16 protein-coding genes and 1 pseudogene are annotated in these 17,866 nt (G+C 40.5%); 14 read left to right on the top strand and 3 right to left on the bottom strand.

Going from position 1 to position 17,866, the window contains the following annotated elements:
* Positions 1–614: SLC13 family permease (locus ACT8YW_RS16635; RefSeq protein ID WP_444106244.1), on the bottom strand; the 614-nt coding region annotated here is incomplete at its 3' end.
* A gap of 338 nt (positions 615–952) precedes the next feature.
* Here ACT8YW_RS16635 and ACT8YW_RS16630 point away from each other — a divergent pair.
* A complete protein-coding gene (locus ACT8YW_RS16630; protein ID WP_444106242.1) occupies positions 953–2,578 on the top strand; it encodes a PAS domain-containing sensor histidine kinase in 1,626 nt (541 codons plus the stop codon).
* Between the two features lie 231 nt (positions 2,579–2,809).
* Here the strand turns inward: ACT8YW_RS16630 and ACT8YW_RS16625 are convergent, their stop codons facing one another.
* Together ACT8YW_RS16625 and ACT8YW_RS16620 are read right to left on the bottom strand one after the other, a co-directional pair.
* Positions 2,810–3,955, bottom strand: coding sequence for an iron-containing alcohol dehydrogenase (locus tag ACT8YW_RS16625; RefSeq protein ID WP_444106240.1), 1,146 nt, complete (start codon positions 3,953–3,955; stop codon positions 2,810–2,812).
* A gap of 79 nt (positions 3,956–4,034) precedes the next feature.
* Positions 4,035–4,175 (bottom strand): hypothetical protein, encoded by a 141-nt coding sequence (locus ACT8YW_RS16620; RefSeq protein WP_004300101.1) that lies wholly within the window; start codon positions 4,173–4,175, stop codon positions 4,035–4,037.
* A gap of 361 nt (positions 4,176–4,536) precedes the next feature.
* Between ACT8YW_RS16620 and trpB the strand changes: the two genes are divergently transcribed.
* From trpB to ACT8YW_RS16555, 13 genes and pseudogenes are all read left to right on the top strand, one after another.
* Positions 4,537–5,724 (top strand): tryptophan synthase subunit beta, encoded by a 1,188-nt coding sequence (gene trpB, locus ACT8YW_RS16615; protein WP_004300103.1) that lies wholly within the window; start codon positions 4,537–4,539, stop codon positions 5,722–5,724.
* 48 nt (positions 5,725–5,772) lie between these two features.
* Positions 5,773–7,179 carry an anthranilate synthase component I family protein gene (locus tag ACT8YW_RS16610; protein ID WP_444106238.1) on the top strand — a complete coding sequence of 469 codons (1,407 nt, stop codon included), beginning with the start codon at positions 5,773–5,775 and terminating at the stop codon, positions 7,177–7,179.
* A gap of 45 nt (positions 7,180–7,224) precedes the next feature.
* A complete protein-coding gene (locus ACT8YW_RS16605; protein WP_444106236.1) occupies positions 7,225–7,791 on the top strand; it encodes an anthranilate synthase component II in 567 nt (188 codons plus the stop codon).
* A gap of 4 nt (positions 7,792–7,795) precedes the next feature.
* Positions 7,796–8,791 carry an anthranilate phosphoribosyltransferase gene (gene trpD, locus ACT8YW_RS16600; protein WP_444106234.1) on the top strand — a complete coding sequence of 332 codons (996 nt, stop codon included), beginning with the start codon at positions 7,796–7,798 and terminating at the stop codon, positions 8,789–8,791.
* Positions 8,792–8,842: 51 nt separating this feature from the next.
* Positions 8,843–9,625, top strand: coding sequence for an indole-3-glycerol phosphate synthase TrpC (gene trpC / locus ACT8YW_RS16595; protein WP_444106232.1), 783 nt, complete (start codon positions 8,843–8,845; stop codon positions 9,623–9,625).
* A 26-nt stretch (positions 9,626–9,651) separates the two neighbouring features.
* Entirely contained in the window at positions 9,652–10,275 is a 624-nt protein-coding gene (locus ACT8YW_RS16590; RefSeq protein ID WP_444106230.1) for a phosphoribosylanthranilate isomerase, read from the top strand.
* An 18-nt stretch (positions 10,276–10,293) separates the two neighbouring features.
* A complete protein-coding gene (trpA, locus tag ACT8YW_RS16585; protein ID WP_444106228.1) occupies positions 10,294–11,064 on the top strand; it encodes a tryptophan synthase subunit alpha in 771 nt (256 codons plus the stop codon).
* Between the two features lie 251 nt (positions 11,065–11,315).
* On the top strand, positions 11,316–12,356 hold the full coding sequence (locus tag ACT8YW_RS16580) for an asparaginase (protein WP_004300111.1): 1,041 nt from the start codon (positions 11,316–11,318) through the stop codon (positions 12,354–12,356).
* A gap of 241 nt (positions 12,357–12,597) precedes the next feature.
* Positions 12,598–14,982, top strand: coding sequence for an LruC domain-containing protein (locus ACT8YW_RS16575; protein WP_444106226.1), 2,385 nt, complete (start codon positions 12,598–12,600; stop codon positions 14,980–14,982).
* A gap of 234 nt (positions 14,983–15,216) precedes the next feature.
* Positions 15,217–15,582 (top strand): response regulator, encoded by a 366-nt coding sequence (locus tag ACT8YW_RS16570; protein WP_004300114.1) that lies wholly within the window; start codon positions 15,217–15,219, stop codon positions 15,580–15,582.
* A 17-nt stretch (positions 15,583–15,599) separates the two neighbouring features.
* Positions 15,600–16,757 (top strand): sugar transferase, encoded by a 1,158-nt coding sequence (locus tag ACT8YW_RS16565; RefSeq protein WP_444106224.1) that lies wholly within the window; start codon positions 15,600–15,602, stop codon positions 16,755–16,757.
* Positions 16,758–16,768: 11 nt separating this feature from the next.
* The gene (locus tag ACT8YW_RS16560) at positions 16,769–17,716 is read left to right on the top strand and encodes a glycosyltransferase family 2 protein (protein WP_444106222.1); all 948 of its coding nucleotides are present in this window, start codon (positions 16,769–16,771) and stop codon (positions 17,714–17,716) included.
* Positions 17,668–17,866 (top strand): annotated as a pseudogene (locus ACT8YW_RS16555) (acyltransferase); the annotation flags it as partial. The gene ACT8YW_RS16560 and the pseudogene ACT8YW_RS16555, both read left to right, overlap by 49 nt.

Raw genomic sequence — 17,866 nt, 5'->3', positions numbered from 1 at the left:
TCATCTTTCTGTCCTTTTTTAGAAAGAAACCATTTACTAAGCGGCATCAGAACCAGTGTACCGACAATTACACAGACAATGCCGACAGGCAGGAAAGAGAAGAAAGAAAGCGGCTCAAGTCCGGCGGAAGTCAACGTATTCTGTATCACAAGGTTCGGCGGAGTACCAATCAGAGTCATCATACCTCCCATACTACTTGCAAAAGCCAACGGCATCAACAGCCTGCTGGGATTCATGTCGGCACTCATCGCCAGACTAACAACAATAGGAAGCATCAATGCCACCGTACCTGTGTTACTGACAAACGCGCCAATGACAGAAGTCACCAACATCACCAATAGAAACAACCGGATCTCACTGGTTCCCGCAAGTTTAAGAATTCGGGAACTAATCATTTTTGCCAGTCCCGTCTGGAAAATAGCCCCTCCTACAACAAACAATCCGATCATCATAATGACTACCGAATTGGAAAAACCGGAGAGTGCCTCGTCAGGAGTTAATATCTGAAAAACAAGTAAGGCTATCAGCGCACATAGTGCCACAATATCCGAACGAACCTTGCCGTTCACGAAAAAGACAGCCGAAAGAACGAGAATAATAATGGTTATTAGCATACGTAATTAAATGATTGTTTTATTTTGACTCTATCAAAACTAATTTAGGTGAACAAAAATAGAAAATACTCCAGCGTTATTAAAACAAATTAGAAATGATTTTAGTTCATGAGACATCATTTAATATTTTAATACATTTTTCCTCTAGAAAAAGATTCAAAATCATTCAAAATATCATACCATACAGGAAATACAAGACACCATACATCCACATTCATTATATCATATTTTATTACATCCTCATAATATAATGTTGAAAAGCAATATATTTATGTATTATCTTTTGATAGTTCAGAGAACAATTCATATCTTTACACCCTATTTATATCAAACATTTTATGGCAAACAATATTTTGTTAATTTCCTGGATTGGCGAAGTACCTTGGGGTTATAATTATTTACTGGTAATTATTTTACTTCTTATCATCAGCATCTTATTATATAGAATCCGCAAACTACAAAAAACAATTAAAAAGACCAATCATTCCTACCGCTTTTCTTTTGACATTCTCGACAATCTCCCTTTTCCAATCTTCGTAAAAGATATTACAAATGATTTCCGATACTATTACTGGAATAAAGAATCAGCCGTTCAATCCGGTATCAGTAGTGAAGAAGCCATCGGACATACTGACTACGAAATATACGGAGAAGAAAGAGGAGAAAAATACCGGAATATCGACAAAGAACTCGTACAAGAAGGCAAAGTATACCGCAAAGAAGAAAAATATATCACTCCCGATGGAATCACCCATGATACGATTGCTGTAAAATCAATTATTTCATGGGAAGGGGAAAAAAGATGGCTACTAGCAACCCGATGGGAGATCACTCAACTCAAGAATTATGAAAGAGAATTGATTGCAGCCAAAGAAGAACTGGAAAAAGCATTGAAGAAGCAGAAACTAGCTCTAAAAAGTATTGACTTCGGGCTTATCTATATTGATAAAAATTACCGGGTGCAATGGGAAGAAACAAGACAAATCGCCAGCCTGGTAAAAGGAAGACAATACATACCGGGAAAAATTTGCTATCAGACCAGTGCACTTCGTAATGAACCATGTGGACAATGTGCTTTCAAGAAAGCAATCGAACAAGGCAAAATAATCCGACATACAATCAGAGTAGACGATGTAGATTTTGAAGTGACCGCAACTCCCGTTTTTGGCGACGAAAAAGAAACTGAAATTATTGGCGGATTACTTCGTTTTGAAAACATCACTGAAAAACTAAAAATGAACAGAATGCTGCAAGAGGCAAAGGAAAAAGCCGAAGAATCCAATCGACTGAAATCTGCCTTTCTCGCTAATATGAGCCATGAAATACGAACCCCACTAAACGCAATTGTAGGATTTTCCGAAATGGTTTGCCAAACAGAGGAGGAAGAAGAGAAACAGGAGTTCGTGAAAATAATCTCCAGCAACAATATCTTATTATTGCAACTGATAGACGATATTCTGGATCTTTCCAAAATCGAAGCTGGTACTATGGAATTCACATTTGCACAAACTGACATTAATGAACTGATGGAAGGTATTTGCAGACAAATGCAAGAAAAGAACTCTTCACCGGACGTACAAATCGTATTCACAGAGAGAGCAAATCAATGCATTATTAATACAGACCGCATACGCTTATCACAGGTTATCATCAACTTTACAAACAATGCCTTAAAATTCACTTCCAAAGGTTCTATCGAAATGGGATACCGGATTGAAGAAGCAAGTGATGAAATATACTTTTATGTAAAAGATACAGGTATCGGAATTCCTGCTGACAAAATAGACAAGGTGTTCGAACGTTTCGTCAAACTGAATTCGTTTATTAAAGGAACAGGTCTCGGACTAGCCATCTGCCGTGTCATAGTAGAGCGGCTGGGAGGAGTTATCGGAGCGGAATCTAAAGAAGGAGAAGGTTCTTGTTTCTGGTTCAAAATTCCAAGAACAGAGAAAATTGAGAAATAGTAAGCAGAATACCGAAAAGCCTTGGATTTATAAAATCACTCTTTCTACTGCTACTGATTATGAAGTATACCCTGTAAGATGATTATACAGCCCCGCTACTTTACATTATTACCACTACTAATGAAATGTACCCCAAAAGTTTTATATCCAACTTTTAGGGTACACATTTTATTTAGCAAGAAGGATTTTTCGGAAACCTTCTTATTCTATAAACTTCATGTAAGAGTGTGCCTAAAGTGCAGTCTCTAATATTCTACGAGCAACAGCACCTGTTACATTTCCATTCTCACCATATTTAGCACCACGTTCATTGAAGCGGCGTTCGATTTCCAGAATAGTTTCCTGTCCGATGTTCTCTTCATGCAAACGTGTAGTCAGTCCCAGTGAACGGAAAAATTCTTCGGTACGGCAAATTGCTTCATCAATCCGCTCTTCTCTTGTACCGGAAGTAATTCCCAAAACTCTTTCACCATACTGCAAAAGCTTATCCCCTTTTTCTTCATGAAGCACTTGCAACGTGGCAGGAAGAACAATGGCTAACGTATGGCCATGTGTCAATCCGTGCAAAGCAGTAATTTCATGCCCGATCATGTGAGTAGCCCAGTCTTGAGACACTCCCATAGCAATAAATCCATTCAATGCCATTGTAGCCGAAAGCATAAAATCAGCCATCAGTTGATAATCATGCTGGTTTTCACGAATTTTCGGAGCAATCTCCACCAGAGTTTGTAGAATACCTTCTGCCCAACGGTCCATAACGCGACTCTGTCCGGAAGTAGTCATATATTGCTCCATCACATGAACATAGGTATCAGCCAATCCACAAGCCACCTGATGAGGAGGCAAGGTAAAAGTTACTTCCGGATCAAGAATAGAGAAGATTGGATAGTTGGCATAAAAAGGATATTTCTCTTTCGTTTCGCGACGGGAAATAACTGCTCCGTTATTCATTTCCGAACCGGTAGCAGGCAAAGTCAATACAGTGGAAAGAGGTACAGTATGAGTTACCGGGCGTCCGGCAAGTACTAAATCCCAGGCATCACCATCATACAGGATTCCTGCGGAAATCAATTTCGTACCGTCAATAACAGAACCGCCGCCAACAGCCAGCAAATAGTCCACTTTCTCTTCTTTTCCCAAAGCAATCGCTTTACGGAGAGTTTCGATGGCAGGATTGGGCTCGATTCCCCAGAATTCTACTGTAAAATGGTCCTTCAATGCTTCCTTTACCTGATCGTACACTCCGTTTTTCTTCACGCTTCCGCCGCCAAAAGTAATCATAATACGTTTGTCGGACGGTATTTCTTTAGCCAGCCGGGCAATCATCCCTTTTCCCATGATTAGTTTCACGGGATTTTGAAAAATAAAATTTTCCATATCTTAGTCTATTGTTATTATTTTGGTTATTAGTCACTATCCTTGCAAAGATACATGATTTATCCGAAGCCTGTCAGAATCAAGCAAAGAATTGTTGTGCCACGGAAGGAACCATAGCCGACAACCAGGGTTTCATATCCTCTGCTACCAATAACCAATACAATAATAATATAATGAAAATGGCAATAGCGATACCTACTAAAACTTTTCTCTGTTTCATAATTGTTTTTGTTTAAATATTCAATATTTATAAGAACAGTTCAGGTTGAAAATTGTTCTATATCAGAAAAATGAAGGCAAAAGAGAAAAAAAGTCATATTTTGTTTGCTGTTTCAAACAAAGTGTCTATATTTGCCCCCATAAAATTACAAAAGACAATGAGAACAATGTTAGTAAATACATATTGGTGGTGGCGCCCGTTACAACTCCGACAGTCGTAAGGGAGCAGTGCTCGTATGTATATACCTCATTAAAGATATAACAAATTTGAAAGAGCCCTGTCGCAACCTGCGACAGGGCTCTTTTTATTTACCCCCGTTTCAAAACAGATTCAATAATAACATAAAAATAGATATAGGATTATGAAAAGTTTTTTAGTTGATCAGGATGGCTATTACGGAGAATTCGGCGGTGCTTACGTACCGGAAATCCTCCACAAATGTGTTGAGGAACTGACGAACAAGTACCTCGAAGTGATTGAAAGCGAAGAGTTTAAAAAGGAATTTGAGCAATTATTACGCGACTACGTAGGACGCCCTTCCCCACTCTATCTGGCAAAACGCCTTTCCGAAAAGTATGGTTGCAAGTTGTATCTGAAACGGGAAGACCTGAATCATACCGGTGCACACAAAATCAACAACACCATCGGACAAATCTTGCTGGCACGCCGCATGGGAAAGAAGCGCATCATCGCCGAAACCGGAGCCGGACAACATGGAGTAGCAACAGCTACCGTATGTGCATTGATGGATATGGAATGTATCGTTTATATGGGAAAGACAGATGTAGAACGCCAGCATATCAATGTGGAGAAAATGAAAATGCTGGGAGCTACCGTTATTCCCGTTACTTCCGGAAACATGACCTTGAAAGACGCAACCAACGAAGCGATCCGCGACTGGTGTTGTCATCCTGCCGACACTTATTATATTATCGGCTCTACCGTGGGCCCTCATCCTTATCCTGATATGGTGGCACGCCTGCAATCTGTTATCAGCGAAGAAATAAAAAAACAACTACAAGAAAAAGAAGGACGTGACTATCCGGATTATCTGATAGCCTGCGTCGGAGGAGGAAGTAATGCTGCCGGAACGATTTATCATTATATCAACGATGAACGGGTAGGCATCATCCTGGCAGAAGCCGGAGGCAAAGGGATAGAAACCGGAATGACCGCCGCTACCATCCAACTCGGTAAAATGGGAATTATCCACGGAGCGCGTACCTATGTCATCCAAAACGAAGACGGACAGATTGAAGAGCCTTACTCGATTTCCGCCGGACTGGATTATCCGGGTATTGGTCCGATACACGCCAATCTTGCCGCACAAAGACGTGCCAACGTTTTGGCAATCAATGACGACGAAGCAATAGAAGCCGCTTACGAACTAACTAAACTCGAAGGTATTATCCCTGCACTGGAATCTGCCCATGCATTAGGGGCTTTGAAAAAATTGAAGTTCAAACCGGAAGATATCGTTGTATTGACTGTTTCAGGACGAGGAGACAAAGATATTGAAACCTATTTATCGTTTAATGAACAGCAATAAGTAATTAGTAAACCATCATTCGTAATCAATAATCAAGCAATTATAGAAATGAAAACATTTAATTATACAACTCATAGCAAACAAGTGCTCGGAGATATGCATACTCCCGTCAGCATTTACCTGAAAGTGCGCGACATGTATCCGCAATCCGCATTAATGGAAAGTTCCGACTATCATGCCGGAGAAAATTCCTTGTCATTTATAGCCCTCTGCCCCTTGGCAAGTATCGGCGTGAACTGCGGTATTGTTACTGCCAACTATCCCGATAACAGCCGCACGGAAGAACCGCTGACAAAAACATTTAATGTAGAAAAGGCTATGAACCGGTTTATCAATCAATTCCAGGTGACTGGAGATCATAAGAATGTATGCGGGCTTTACGGATATACGACGTTCAATGCCGTGAAATATTTCGAACACATCCCAGTGAAAGAAAGTCACGATGAGCAGAACGATGCTCCGGATTTATTATACATATTATATAAGTATGTTATTGTTTTCAATCATTTCAAAAATGAATTGACATTAGTTGAAATGTTGTCCGAAGGCGAAGAAAGCGGCTTGCCGGAATTGGAAGCAGCCATCGAGAACCGAAATTATGCTTCCTACAATTTCTCTGTAACAGGCCCTGTAACCAGCCCCATTACTGACGAAGAGCATAAAGCAAATGTTCGCAAAGGAATCGCACACTGTATGCGCGGAGATGTTTTCCAAATCGTACTTTCCAGAAGATTTATCCAACCTTATGCCGGAGATGATTTCAAAGTTTATCGTGCACTCCGCAGCATCAATCCTTCTCCTTATCTTTTCTACTTCGATTTCGGAGGATACCGCATCTTCGGATCTTCACCGGAAACACATTGCAAAATCGAAGATGGTCGTGCTTACATCGATCCGATTGCCGGAACTACCCGCCGTACCGGAGATACAGTAAAAGACCGGGAACTGACAGAAGCTTTACTGGCTGACCCTAAAGAAAATGCAGAGCATGTCATGCTGGTTGATCTTGCAAGAAACGACCTTTCACGTAATTGCCATGACGTACGAGTGGTGTTCTACAAAGAGCCGCAATATTATAGCCATGTTATTCACTTAGTAAGCCGTGTCAGCGGTATGCTAAATGAAGGCGCGGACAAAATAAAAACGTTTATTGATACGTTCCCTGCCGGCACATTAAGCGGTGCTCCCAAAGTACGCGCTATGCAGTTAATCAGCGAAATCGAACCACATAATCGTGGAGCCTATGGTGGCTGTATCGGTTTTATCGGATTGAACGACGAATTAAATCAGGCTATCACTATCCGTACTTTTGTAAGCCGCAACAATGAACTCTGGTTCCAAGCCGGAGGAGGTATTGTAGCCCGCAGTCAGGATGAATATGAACTGCAAGAGGTGAACAACAAACTGGGAGCACTGAAAAAGGCGATTGATTTAGCTGTCAAATTAAAAAATTGAAAGCAGAGATAGTATTTGAACAACCATTTTACAATGACAATAAAAATGAAAATATTACTTTTAGATAACTACGACTCTTTCACTTATAACCTACTGCACGCAGTGAAAGAATTAGGGGCTACAGATGTAGAAGTAGTTCGCAACGACCAGATAGAGCTTGATGAAGTAGATCGTTTTGATAAAATCATCCTGTCTCCCGGACCGGGCATACCTGAAGAGGCAGGATTGTTACTACCTATTATTAAGAGATATGCTCCGACCAAAAGCATTTTGGGGGTCTGCCTGGGTCATCAAGCTATCGGCGAAGCCTTCGGAGCACGCCTGGAAAACCTCAAAGAAGTATATCATGGAGTACAAACCCCGGTTAGCATCATTCGTCAGGATCTACTTTTTGAAGGACTAGGAAAAGAAATCCCTGTCGGAAGATACCATTCCTGGGTAGTCAGCCGGGAAGGCTTTCCCGACTGCCTGGAAATAACGGCAGAAAGTCAGGAAGGACAAATCATGGCAATCCGCCATAAAACGTATAATGTACATGGAATTCAGTTCCATCCCGAATCAGTATTAACTCCGCAAGGAAAAGAAATTATCAAAAACTTCTTAAACGATTAAACTTATGAAACAGATTCTATACAAACTTTTCGAACATCAATATTTGGGACGCGATGAGGCGCGCACCATTTTACAGAACATCGCGCAAGGAAAATATAATGAGGTACAAGTGGCCTCACTAATCACCGTCTTTCTGATGCGTAATATTTCCGTAGAGGAATTATGCGGTTTTCGTGACGCACTATTGGAAATGCGTATTCCGGTTGATTTGAGTGATTTCGCTCCGATAGATATCGTAGGAACCGGAGGTGACGGAAAAAATACATTTAACATTTCCACAGCTTCCTGCTTTACAGTTGCCGGAGCCGGCTTCCCGGTTGTGAAACATGGTAATTATGGAGCAACATCGGTCAGTGGCGCCAGTAATGTAATGGAGCAACACGGTGTGAAATTTACCAGTGATGTAGACCAACTGCGTCGCAGCATGGAAAAATGCAATCTTGCTTATCTGCATGCTCCTTTATTCAATCCGGCATTAAAAGCAGTAGCTCCCGTTCGCAAAGGATTGGCAGTACGCACTTTCTTCAACATGCTCGGTCCATTGGTAAATCCGGTATTACCGGCCTATCAACTGTTAGGAGTTTACAATCTCCCGTTACTTCGCCTTTATACCTATACTTATCAGGAAAGTAAAACGAAATTTGCCGTTGTTCATAGTCTTGACGGATATGATGAGATTTCTCTGACCAACGAGTTTAAAGTGGCAACCAGCGATCATGAAAAGATTTACACTCCCGAGAGTCTCGGCTTCTCCCGATATAAGGATATTGACCTGGATGGCGGACAAACACCGGAAGATGCAGCTAAGATTTTCGACCGTATCATGAACAATACAGCTACGGAAGCTCAAAAAAATGTAGTGATAGTCAACTCCGCTTTCGCTATCCACGTGATTTGTCCGGAAAAGACAATTGAAGAATGTATCGCCCTTGCAAAAGAGTCATTGGAAAGCGGACGCGCATTAGCTACACTAAAAAAATTCATTGAATTGAATAGTTAATTTGATTTACGATTAGCAAGTCTGATTATAAACATAAAAACCAATGAACTGATGAAAGATATATTATCCGAGATTATAGCCAATAAACGATTTGAAGTTGACCTGCAAAAGCAGGCTATCTCTATCGAACAATTACAGGAAGGTATCGGCGAATCCCCGGCTCCCCGCTCTATGAAGCAGGCATTAGCCTCTTCCGCATCAGGAATTATTGCCGAGTTCAAACGGCGCTCTCCTTCCAAAGGATGGATAAAAGAAGAAGCGCGTCCGGAAGAGATCGTTCCCTCCTATGTGACAGCAGGTGCCTCCGCCCTTTCCATCCTTACTGACGAGAAGTTTTTCGGAGGAAGCCTGAAAGATATCCGCACCGCACGCCCTTTGGTGGAAATTCCCATTCTTAGAAAAGACTTCATCATCGACGAATATCAGCTTTATCAAGCCAAAATTGTCGGTGCAGATGCCGTACTTCTTATCGCAGCCGCACTAGAACTGGAAAAATGCAATGAACTTGCAGAGAAAGCTCATAGATTAGGTCTGGAGGTCCTATTAGAGATTCATAGTTCCGAGGAATTGGCATACATCAACAAAGAAATAGATATGGTAGGTATCAACAACCGTAATCTGGGTACTTTCTTCACCGATGTGGAAAACTCTTTCCGTCTGGCCGGACAACTTCCTCAAGATGCTGTATTGGTATCTGAAAGCGGTATCTCTGATCCGGAAATTGTTAAACGCCTCCGGGCAGCCGGATTCCGGGGATTCCTGATTGGCGAAACATTTATGAAAACGCAGCAACCGGGAGAAACCTTACGGAATTTCCTGCAAGCCATTCAATAAACCAATTATTCAAAACGGACAGCCCTATGATTAACGGAAAAATTATCAAAGTATGCGGTATGCGAGAAGCTGAAAACATACAGGACGTAGAATCTATCGAAGGCATAGATATGCTGGGATTCATCTTTTATCCTAAATCTCCCCGATGTGTCTACGAGCTTCCGGTTTACTTGCCCACTCATGCCCAGCGTGTCGGAGTCTTCGTCAATGAAGACAAGCAAGTGGTCAGCATGTATGCTGATCGTTTCGAACTGAATTATATACAACTCCACGGAAATGAATCGCCGGAATACTGCCGGTCTTTACATTCTACAGGATTAAAAATCATCAAGGCATTTTCAGTAGACCGCCCCAAAGACTTGAAAAAGGTGTATGACTACGAAAAAATCTGCGATCTTTTTCTGTTCGATACCAAATACGAACAATACGGTGGTTCGGGAAATCAATTTGATTGGAGTATATTGCATACATACAATGGACATGTACCTTTCCTTTTGAGCGGAGGTATCAACTCATACAGTGCCAATGCCCTGAAAGAGTTCAAGCATCCCCGGCTTGCCGGATATGATCTCAACAGCCGTTTTGAAATCAAACCGGGAGAAAAGGATCCGGAACGTATCCGGACATTTCTAAACGAATTAAAATCATAATCTAAAAATTCCAACATCATGAATAAAATTAATCAACTTTTCAACAGCAACAAGAAAGACATACTTTCCATTTATTTTTGTGCCGGCACTCCCACTTTAGACGGTACTGCCGATGTAATCCGCACGCTCGAAAAACATGGAGTGAGCATGATTGAAATCGGTATTCCTTTCAGTGATCCGATGGCAGACGGCATTGTTATCCAGAATGCCGCTACCCAAGCATTGCGCAACGGCATGTCTTTAAAACTTCTTTTTGAACAATTACGGGATATTCGCAAAGACGTGAAAATTCCACTTGTACTTATGGGATATCTAAATCCAATCATGCAATTCGGATTTGAAAACTTCTGCCACAAATGTGTGGAATGTGGTATTGATGGCGTCATCATCCCCGATCTCCCTTTCCGTGATTACCAAGAACATTATCGTATTATTGCCGAACGCTACAACATCAAAGTGATTATGCTTATTACACCGGAAACCAGCGAAGAACGGGTACGCGAAATAGACACACATACCGACGGATTCATTTACATGGTTTCATCAGCAGCAACCACCGGAGCGCAACAAGATTTCAACGAACAAAAACGGGCTTACTTCAAAAAGATTGAAGATATGCATCTAAACAATCCGTTGATGGTGGGATTTGGTATCTCCAATAAAGCAACATTCCAAGCAGCTTGCGAACACGCTTCCGGAGCTATCATCGGAAGTAAGTTCGTCACTCTGCTTGAAGAAGAAAAAGACCCGGAAAAAGCTATTCTGAAATTAAAAGAAGCATTGAAATAAGTACAACAGACTAGTAATCCAGCAATAAGTAATTAAGTAGAATGATTTGATACGGTTATTCTGCTTAATTACTTTGATTATTTACTTATAACGATATAGAAGCCATTTTCTTATAATTCATCTGATTATTCCGCATAATTATTCAGATTTATAACATTTCATCATAAACTACATACAAATTCATCATTTACTGCTCATAATTCGTAATTAATCTATATCTTTGTCAGTATTTTAACAGTAATTCAACAATTATGAGAGCAGAAACCCCTTCCGTTTTGTTAATTTACACGGGTGGTACTATCGGAATGATAGAGAATCCGGAAACAGGTGCCTTAGAAAATTTCAACTTCGATCATTTGCTTAAGCACGTCCCCGAACTGAAAAGATTCAACTACCGCATTTCCTCCTACCAATTCGATCCCCCTCTCGACTCTTCGGACATGGAACCTGCTTACTGGGCAAAACTAGTAAAAATCATCAACTACAATTATGATTATTTCGATGGTTTTGTCATCCTTCACGGAACAGATACGATGGCTTACACGGCCTCTGCACTAAGTTTTATGCTCGAAAACCTAAGCAAGCCCGTCATCCTCACCGGTTCCCAGCTACCGATCGGAACTTTGCGCACAGACGGAAAAGAAAATCTCATTACAGCCATCGAAATTGCAGCCGCTAAAAATCCGGACGGTACAGCCATTGTTCCGGAGGTTTGTATTTTCTTTGAGAATCATTTGATGCGTGGCAACCGTACCACCAAAATTAATGCGGAGAATTTCAACGCTTTCCGCTCTTTCAATTACCCACCCTTGGCACGGGTAGGCATCCATATCAAATACGAACCTAATCTTATCCGGAAACCGGACCCGACAAAGCCATTAAAGCCGCATTATCTATTTGATACCAATGTAGTTATTCTGACCCTCTTTCCTGGCATCCAGGAGAGTATCGTGACCTCTCTGCTTCATGTTCCCGGATTAAAGGCGGTTGTCATGAAAACCTTCGGTTCAGGAAACGCCCCGCAAAAGGAATGGTTCATCCGCCAGCTAAAGGAAGCTACCGATCGCGGAATTATCATTGTCAACATCACACAATGTGCCTCCGGAGCAGTAGAGATGGGACGTTATGAAACAGGAATGCACCTTTTGGAAGCAGGTGTTATCAGCGGATACGACAGTACCCCCGAATGTGCTATAACAAAGCTCATGTTTTTATTGGGACACGGATTACCCAACAAGGATATCCGATATAAAATGAACTCCTGCTTAATAGGAGAAATTACTAAGTCTTAAGTTAAATCCACCTCATACACTCCCTTGATTTTCATGTTAAGCAGTCTTATAAAAGTGAAAATCAAGGGATTTCTCTTCGTCATCACCGAGGCTTTATCAAACCTAAACGAGCCAAAGAAGAACCAAAACGGAAGTATCGTTGTTTTCACTCTATAAAATAACAGAAAAAACATTTCCAATAAAAGATATGCAGTTATTTTTGTGATGGATTTGGTTACAAACAATCAAGCAATAATACATTATGATGAAGAAAACAGTTCAATTTGTACCCATCATTGCAATAGCAATGGCAGGTACTATGTTTAGTTGTGTGGACTCTGGAAAGGATCTCTATGATCCGTCTTATGAAACACCTAACCCGATGGGAGACGGCTTTGCTGCTCCTAATGATATCGATTGGGACATGATAACCACTAAAAATGTTTCAGTCGAAGTGAAAGATGAAGAAGGAGGACTATTTGCTTATTTAGTTGAAATATATGCAGAAGATCCTTTGACTAATGAAAGCGCTTCCGTGCTCGCTGCAAGGACAGCTAATAAAGAAAACAACTTTAAATTTACAGCTGCTGTCAGTCTGCTCCCAACTCAAAAGGGCATTTATGTAAAACAAACCGACCCCAAAGGACGTGAACAGGTATATCAGTTCGATGTACCCGAAAACAACGATAATATTACCTGTAAACTCTATTATACAGAATCCGCAGCACAGAATAGAGCGTTAATGAGTCGTGGCGTTGTTACAAGAAGTCTTGCTTTTGAAAAACCTGATTACTCTTCCATACCAGCCGATGCTGAGGAAGTTACAGAAATGACCGGAACGACTTTGCTGCGTAATGCTAATTACAAAATCACCTCTGACTATAACGGTACATTCAAATTTGACGGATATGACGGTGATATCGCAACCAGAGTTTATGTAGATGCCCAATGGACTATTCCTGCAACTTTCCAATTCCAAAACGGAATTGAAATCATTGTGATGAACAATGCAAAGATTAAAGCATCAGGAACCATGACGTTCATAAGAAACTCCATGCTGACTATCATGGAAACAGGAGAAGTAAATGCAGACGATGTATCATTCACCAATGGAGCACCTGCCACATTTAGAAATTGGGGTACACTAACTGTTGCAAACAAAATGACGCTACACTCCGGCGCAACACTCTACAATGAAGGAACCATAACAAGCAAGGATATCTCAATCAATTCTAACACAAAAATTGTGAATGACAATAAGATTGAGTTGAAAGGCGAATTAAATCTGCCGTCCAACTTCTCATTAGAAAATAATGGAGAGATTTATGGAGAGGCATTAATTGCAAATTCTGATGCTGTTGCTACTAATAACAACATCATGAGATTTACAACCATCAGTCTCACCAATACAACATTCAACAATGCTTGTAGCATGGAAGCCACTACTTCTTTCTATGCGAACGGAGCAACATTCAACTTTACCCAGGGATACCTAAAAGCTCCTAAGATGGAGTTTGTCAATGGAACAGTAAACTTAAGCAATGGTTCTATGCTGGACGCAACTGTAAGTATTTATATGAACACCGGTCATGCTAAGTTTTATGGCAAAGGCGAAAATACTTCCATGATAAAATCTCCGGTTATAACCGGACAAGGTTTCACGTATGATGGTAATTTAGTCATTGAATGCGATAATCATGTTGAAAAAAGCCCATATTGGAACAACTTCTACGTGCAGAATGGTGCATACTTTACTAAAATGGGAGAATCCAAAGTTACGATAGAAGTCTGCACGGGTAAAAAGAATAACGGAAATGAAGGAGAAAAGCCTGAAGATCCTAAATACCCGATCATCATGGATGATACTCGCAATTATGCATATCTATTTAAAGACCAGTGGCCATTATATGGAGATTACGATATGAACGACCTTGTTCTGATTATCAAAGAAAGAAAGATTTCCATCAACAAGAATAATAAGGCAGAAGAATTCACGTTAAGTCTTGATTTATCGGCTGCCGGAGCTACTAAGAGCATCGGAGCTGCTATCATGCTGGACGGTGTTCCTGCCAGTGCTATCACACAGCCGGTGGTATTCAGTGATAACTCTCTTGCTAAAAACTTTAACGTGAATGGCAATCAGATTGAGAACGGACAGGATTATGCTGTTATCCCATTATTTGACGATGCTCACAAAGCATTGGGAAGAGATCGTTACGAACAGATCAATACGATTGCAGGTCACTCTGCCAATACGAGTCCTAAAAATATCAGTTTCACTATAAAGTTCAGCAACCCTATCTCTGTGGATGAGCTTAATATCAATAAACTGAATGTTTTCATTTTCGTAGAAGGAAACAGAAACCAGCGTAAAGAAATCCATATCGTCGGTTACCAACCAACTAAGTTGGCAAATACCGACTTGTTCGGAGGCAACAACGACGATAGTTCTACTTCCCGTAAGAGATATTACATCAGCAAAGATAACCTGGCATGGGGAATCATGGTTCCGACAGACTTCAAATGGCCTTTGGAATATGTAAATATCAAATCTGCTTACTCACTATTCGAAAGTTGGGTGACCAGTGGCGGTACTAAGAATGAAGAATGGTGGAAAACTTTTGATTCATCAAGAGTATATAAATAAACCTAACAATTAATTTTTAACACGGATTCCATAAAAACTGGAATCCGTGTTTTTTCATTAAGATGCCGTAAGTTGCAATTAATAGAAAAAAAAGATATATCACGAATTTTACTCTCCAGATTGGAGATTATTCTAAAATAATATCTATATTTGCAGTGTATCACAAATATAATGTGACAACAATCTTAGTCTATAAATCAAATAACAAAGCAAGCGATAGAAAGGTCTATTCGTATGAAGAAAAAAATATTACTAGTCGACGATAAATCGACAATCGGAAAAGTGGCCGGTGTGTATCTAGGAAAAGAGTATGATTTTACCTATTTGGAAGATCCCATCAAAGCAATAGAATGGCTTAATGAAGGCAATGTACCTGACCTCATTATTTCAGACATTCGTATGCCTCTCATGATGGGGGATGAATTCTTAAGATACATGAAGAACAATGAATTATTCAAGTCAATTCCTATCGTTATGTTATCCAGTGAGGAAAGTACAACGGAAAGAATCAGACTACTGGAAGAGGGAGCAGAAGACTATATCCTGAAACCATTCAACCCATTGGAACTCAAAATCCGAATCAAAAAGATTATTGACTAATACCGGGTCTTCTACACATGCAATATTTTGTTTATATAGGCAGAGATAGCAAAACAATAGAACTACTCTCCCGATTAAGTATTGGGGTATTCTATGCTGCGCCCAATTGCAGCAAAGCTATCAAAGTATTGGAGAAAATACACGAAAAATATGACGCTGCCCTATTTTTCGAACAAGTGAACTTATCCAAAGATATTGCAGATATCCAATATATGCGCAAAAAGTATCCAGGTCTTTATATGGTACTCGTGATTGACTCCTTATCCAAGGAAGAAGCATCCGAATATCTTAAAGCCGGTATTAACAATACGATAAAATATGAAACAAGCCAGGAGGCTTTAAAAGATTTATCAACTTTCCTTAAACGAAGAAAAGATCAGAAAATAAAGGCACTTCAACTTAAAGCACAAAATATAAATGCTTTTCGCCTGCCTTTATGGAAAAGAACTTTTGATATTTTCTTTTCAGGAATGGCGATATTATGTCTTTCTCCTCTCTTAATATTTACCGCACTAGCTATCCGGATAGAAAGCAAGGGACCCATTATCTACAAATCCAAGCGAGTAGGAAGTAACTATCAGATATTCGACTTCCTTAAATTCCGTTCGATGTATACCGATGCCGACAAGCATTTAAAGGATTTCAATGCCCTTAACCAATATCAGCAGGAAGATGAGGATATTTGGGGAGAAGAACCGGAAGCGGAAATGAATGAAGAAATCGACGAAGAAGAAATTCTCCTGATATCTGACGATTTCGTAATCTCTGAAGAAGACTACATCAACAAGAAGTCCAAGGAAAAAAGCAATGCTTTCGTTAAATTGGAAAATGACCCGCGAATAACAAAGATAGGACGCATTATCCGGAAATATAGTATTGACGAATTACCCCAGCTTATTAATATTTTAAAAGGGGATATGTCGATAGTAGGCAACCGTCCTCTCCCGCTCTATGAAGCCGAATTGCTGACAAGCGATGAACACATCGACCGTTTTATGGGTCCGGCCGGATTGACCGGTTTATGGCAGGTAGAGAAAAGAGGTGAATCCGGTAAACTTTCTGCTGAAGAACGCAAGCAATTGGATATCACTTATGCAAAGACATTCTCTTTCTGGTTGGATATAAAGATTATTCTGAAAACAGTTACTGCATTCATTCAAAAAGAGAACGTATAATCTCCTTTCAGATGATAGACTCTTATATCTACATAATAGATGATCTGGTATTCTTCTGTACAGGGCTTTTGCTTCTATACCTCTTTGTGATGGCCGTAGCTTCACATTTCAAACATATCACTTACCCTAAAGCTCAAAAAGCATACCGTTGCGCCATTCTCGTTCCGGAAGGAAGCCTTTTTCCGGATATATATAAAGAAGACTCATACGAGTTCATCACATACAGCGACCTGCATCAGACAATCAACAGTTTAGATCAGGAGCAATACGATCTGGTTCTCTTCCTGTCACATACAACATGCGCTTTATCTCCGCAATTCCTGAATAAGATATATAATGCTTATGATGCCGGCGTACAAGCCATCCAACTACATACGGTGACAGAAAACCGCAAAGGCATCCGTAATCGCTTCCGAGCCATACGTGAGGAAATAAAAAACAGCCTCTGTAGAGCCGGCAACACACAATTCGGACTGTCATCCAATTTATTGGGGACTAATATGGCAATCGACCTAAAATGGCTGCAAAAGAACATGAAAAGTTCCAAGACCAATATCGAACGAAAATTATTCCGACAGAATATATATATTGACTACTTGCCGGATGTGATTGTTTATTGCCAGTCCGCACCCGTCTGTCCTTACCGGAAACGTATTCGGAAAACAACTTCCTACTTACTCCCTTCCATATTTGAAGGAAACTGGAGTTTCTGCAACCGGATCGTACAACAATTAACGCCTTCTCCGCTTAAATTATGTATCTTCGTAAGTGTCTGGGCTTCGTTGATTACCGTATATAATTGGCCCTTATCATTCGGATGGTGGATTGCACTTTTCGGTCTATTAATCACTTATAGCCTGGCAATTCCTGATTATCTGGTAGAAGACAAAAAGAAGAAAAAACATTCAATATGGAGAAGAAAACACTTAAACAGCGAATTAAAGAAAACCCCGGCTTAAAACAGGCTGTGCATCGTTTTATCATGCATCCCGTTAAAACTCGCCCTAATTGGTGGATACGGCTCTTCGATTTCATATACCTGAAACGCGGAAAGGGTTCTGTCATCTATCGGAGTGTACGCAAAGACCTCCCTCCTTTCAACCGGTTCT

Origin of the sequence: Bacteroides sp. (assembly GCF_052357945.1) — a bacterium.
Lineage (GTDB): Bacteria > Bacteroidota > Bacteroidia > Bacteroidales > Bacteroidaceae > Bacteroides.
Note: the sequence above shows the minus strand (reverse complement) of the source record. Positions and strands in the feature narration are given on the sequence as shown.

Coding starts and splice junctions, on each gene's coding strand:
- ACT8YW_RS16625 (WP_444106240.1), bottom strand. CDS start 3,955: ATGGAAAATTTTATTTTTCAAAATCCCGTGAAACTAATCATGGGAAAA.
- ACT8YW_RS16605 (WP_444106236.1), top strand. CDS start 7,225: ATGAAAATATTACTTTTAGATAACTACGACTCTTTCACTTATAACCTA.
- ACT8YW_RS16630 (WP_444106242.1), top strand. CDS start 953: ATGGCAAACAATATTTTGTTAATTTCCTGGATTGGCGAAGTACCTTGG.
- trpC (WP_444106232.1), top strand. CDS start 8,843: ATGAAAGATATATTATCCGAGATTATAGCCAATAAACGATTTGAAGTT.
- ACT8YW_RS16580 (WP_004300111.1), top strand. CDS start 11,316: ATGAGAGCAGAAACCCCTTCCGTTTTGTTAATTTACACGGGTGGTACT.
- ACT8YW_RS16565 (WP_444106224.1), top strand. CDS start 15,600: ATGCAATATTTTGTTTATATAGGCAGAGATAGCAAAACAATAGAACTA.
- ACT8YW_RS16610 (WP_444106238.1), top strand. CDS start 5,773: ATGAAAACATTTAATTATACAACTCATAGCAAACAAGTGCTCGGAGAT.
- ACT8YW_RS16560 (WP_444106222.1), top strand. CDS start 16,769: ATGATAGACTCTTATATCTACATAATAGATGATCTGGTATTCTTCTGT.
- ACT8YW_RS16590 (WP_444106230.1), top strand. CDS start 9,652: ATGATTAACGGAAAAATTATCAAAGTATGCGGTATGCGAGAAGCTGAA.
- ACT8YW_RS16575 (WP_444106226.1), top strand. CDS start 12,598: ATGATGAAGAAAACAGTTCAATTTGTACCCATCATTGCAATAGCAATG.
- trpB (WP_004300103.1), top strand. CDS start 4,537: ATGAAAAGTTTTTTAGTTGATCAGGATGGCTATTACGGAGAATTCGGC.
- ACT8YW_RS16570 (WP_004300114.1), top strand. CDS start 15,217: ATGAAGAAAAAAATATTACTAGTCGACGATAAATCGACAATCGGAAAA.
- trpD (WP_444106234.1), top strand. CDS start 7,796: ATGAAACAGATTCTATACAAACTTTTCGAACATCAATATTTGGGACGC.
- trpA (WP_444106228.1), top strand. CDS start 10,294: ATGAATAAAATTAATCAACTTTTCAACAGCAACAAGAAAGACATACTT.
- ACT8YW_RS16620 (WP_004300101.1), bottom strand. CDS start 4,175: ATGAAACAGAGAAAAGTTTTAGTAGGTATCGCTATTGCCATTTTCATT.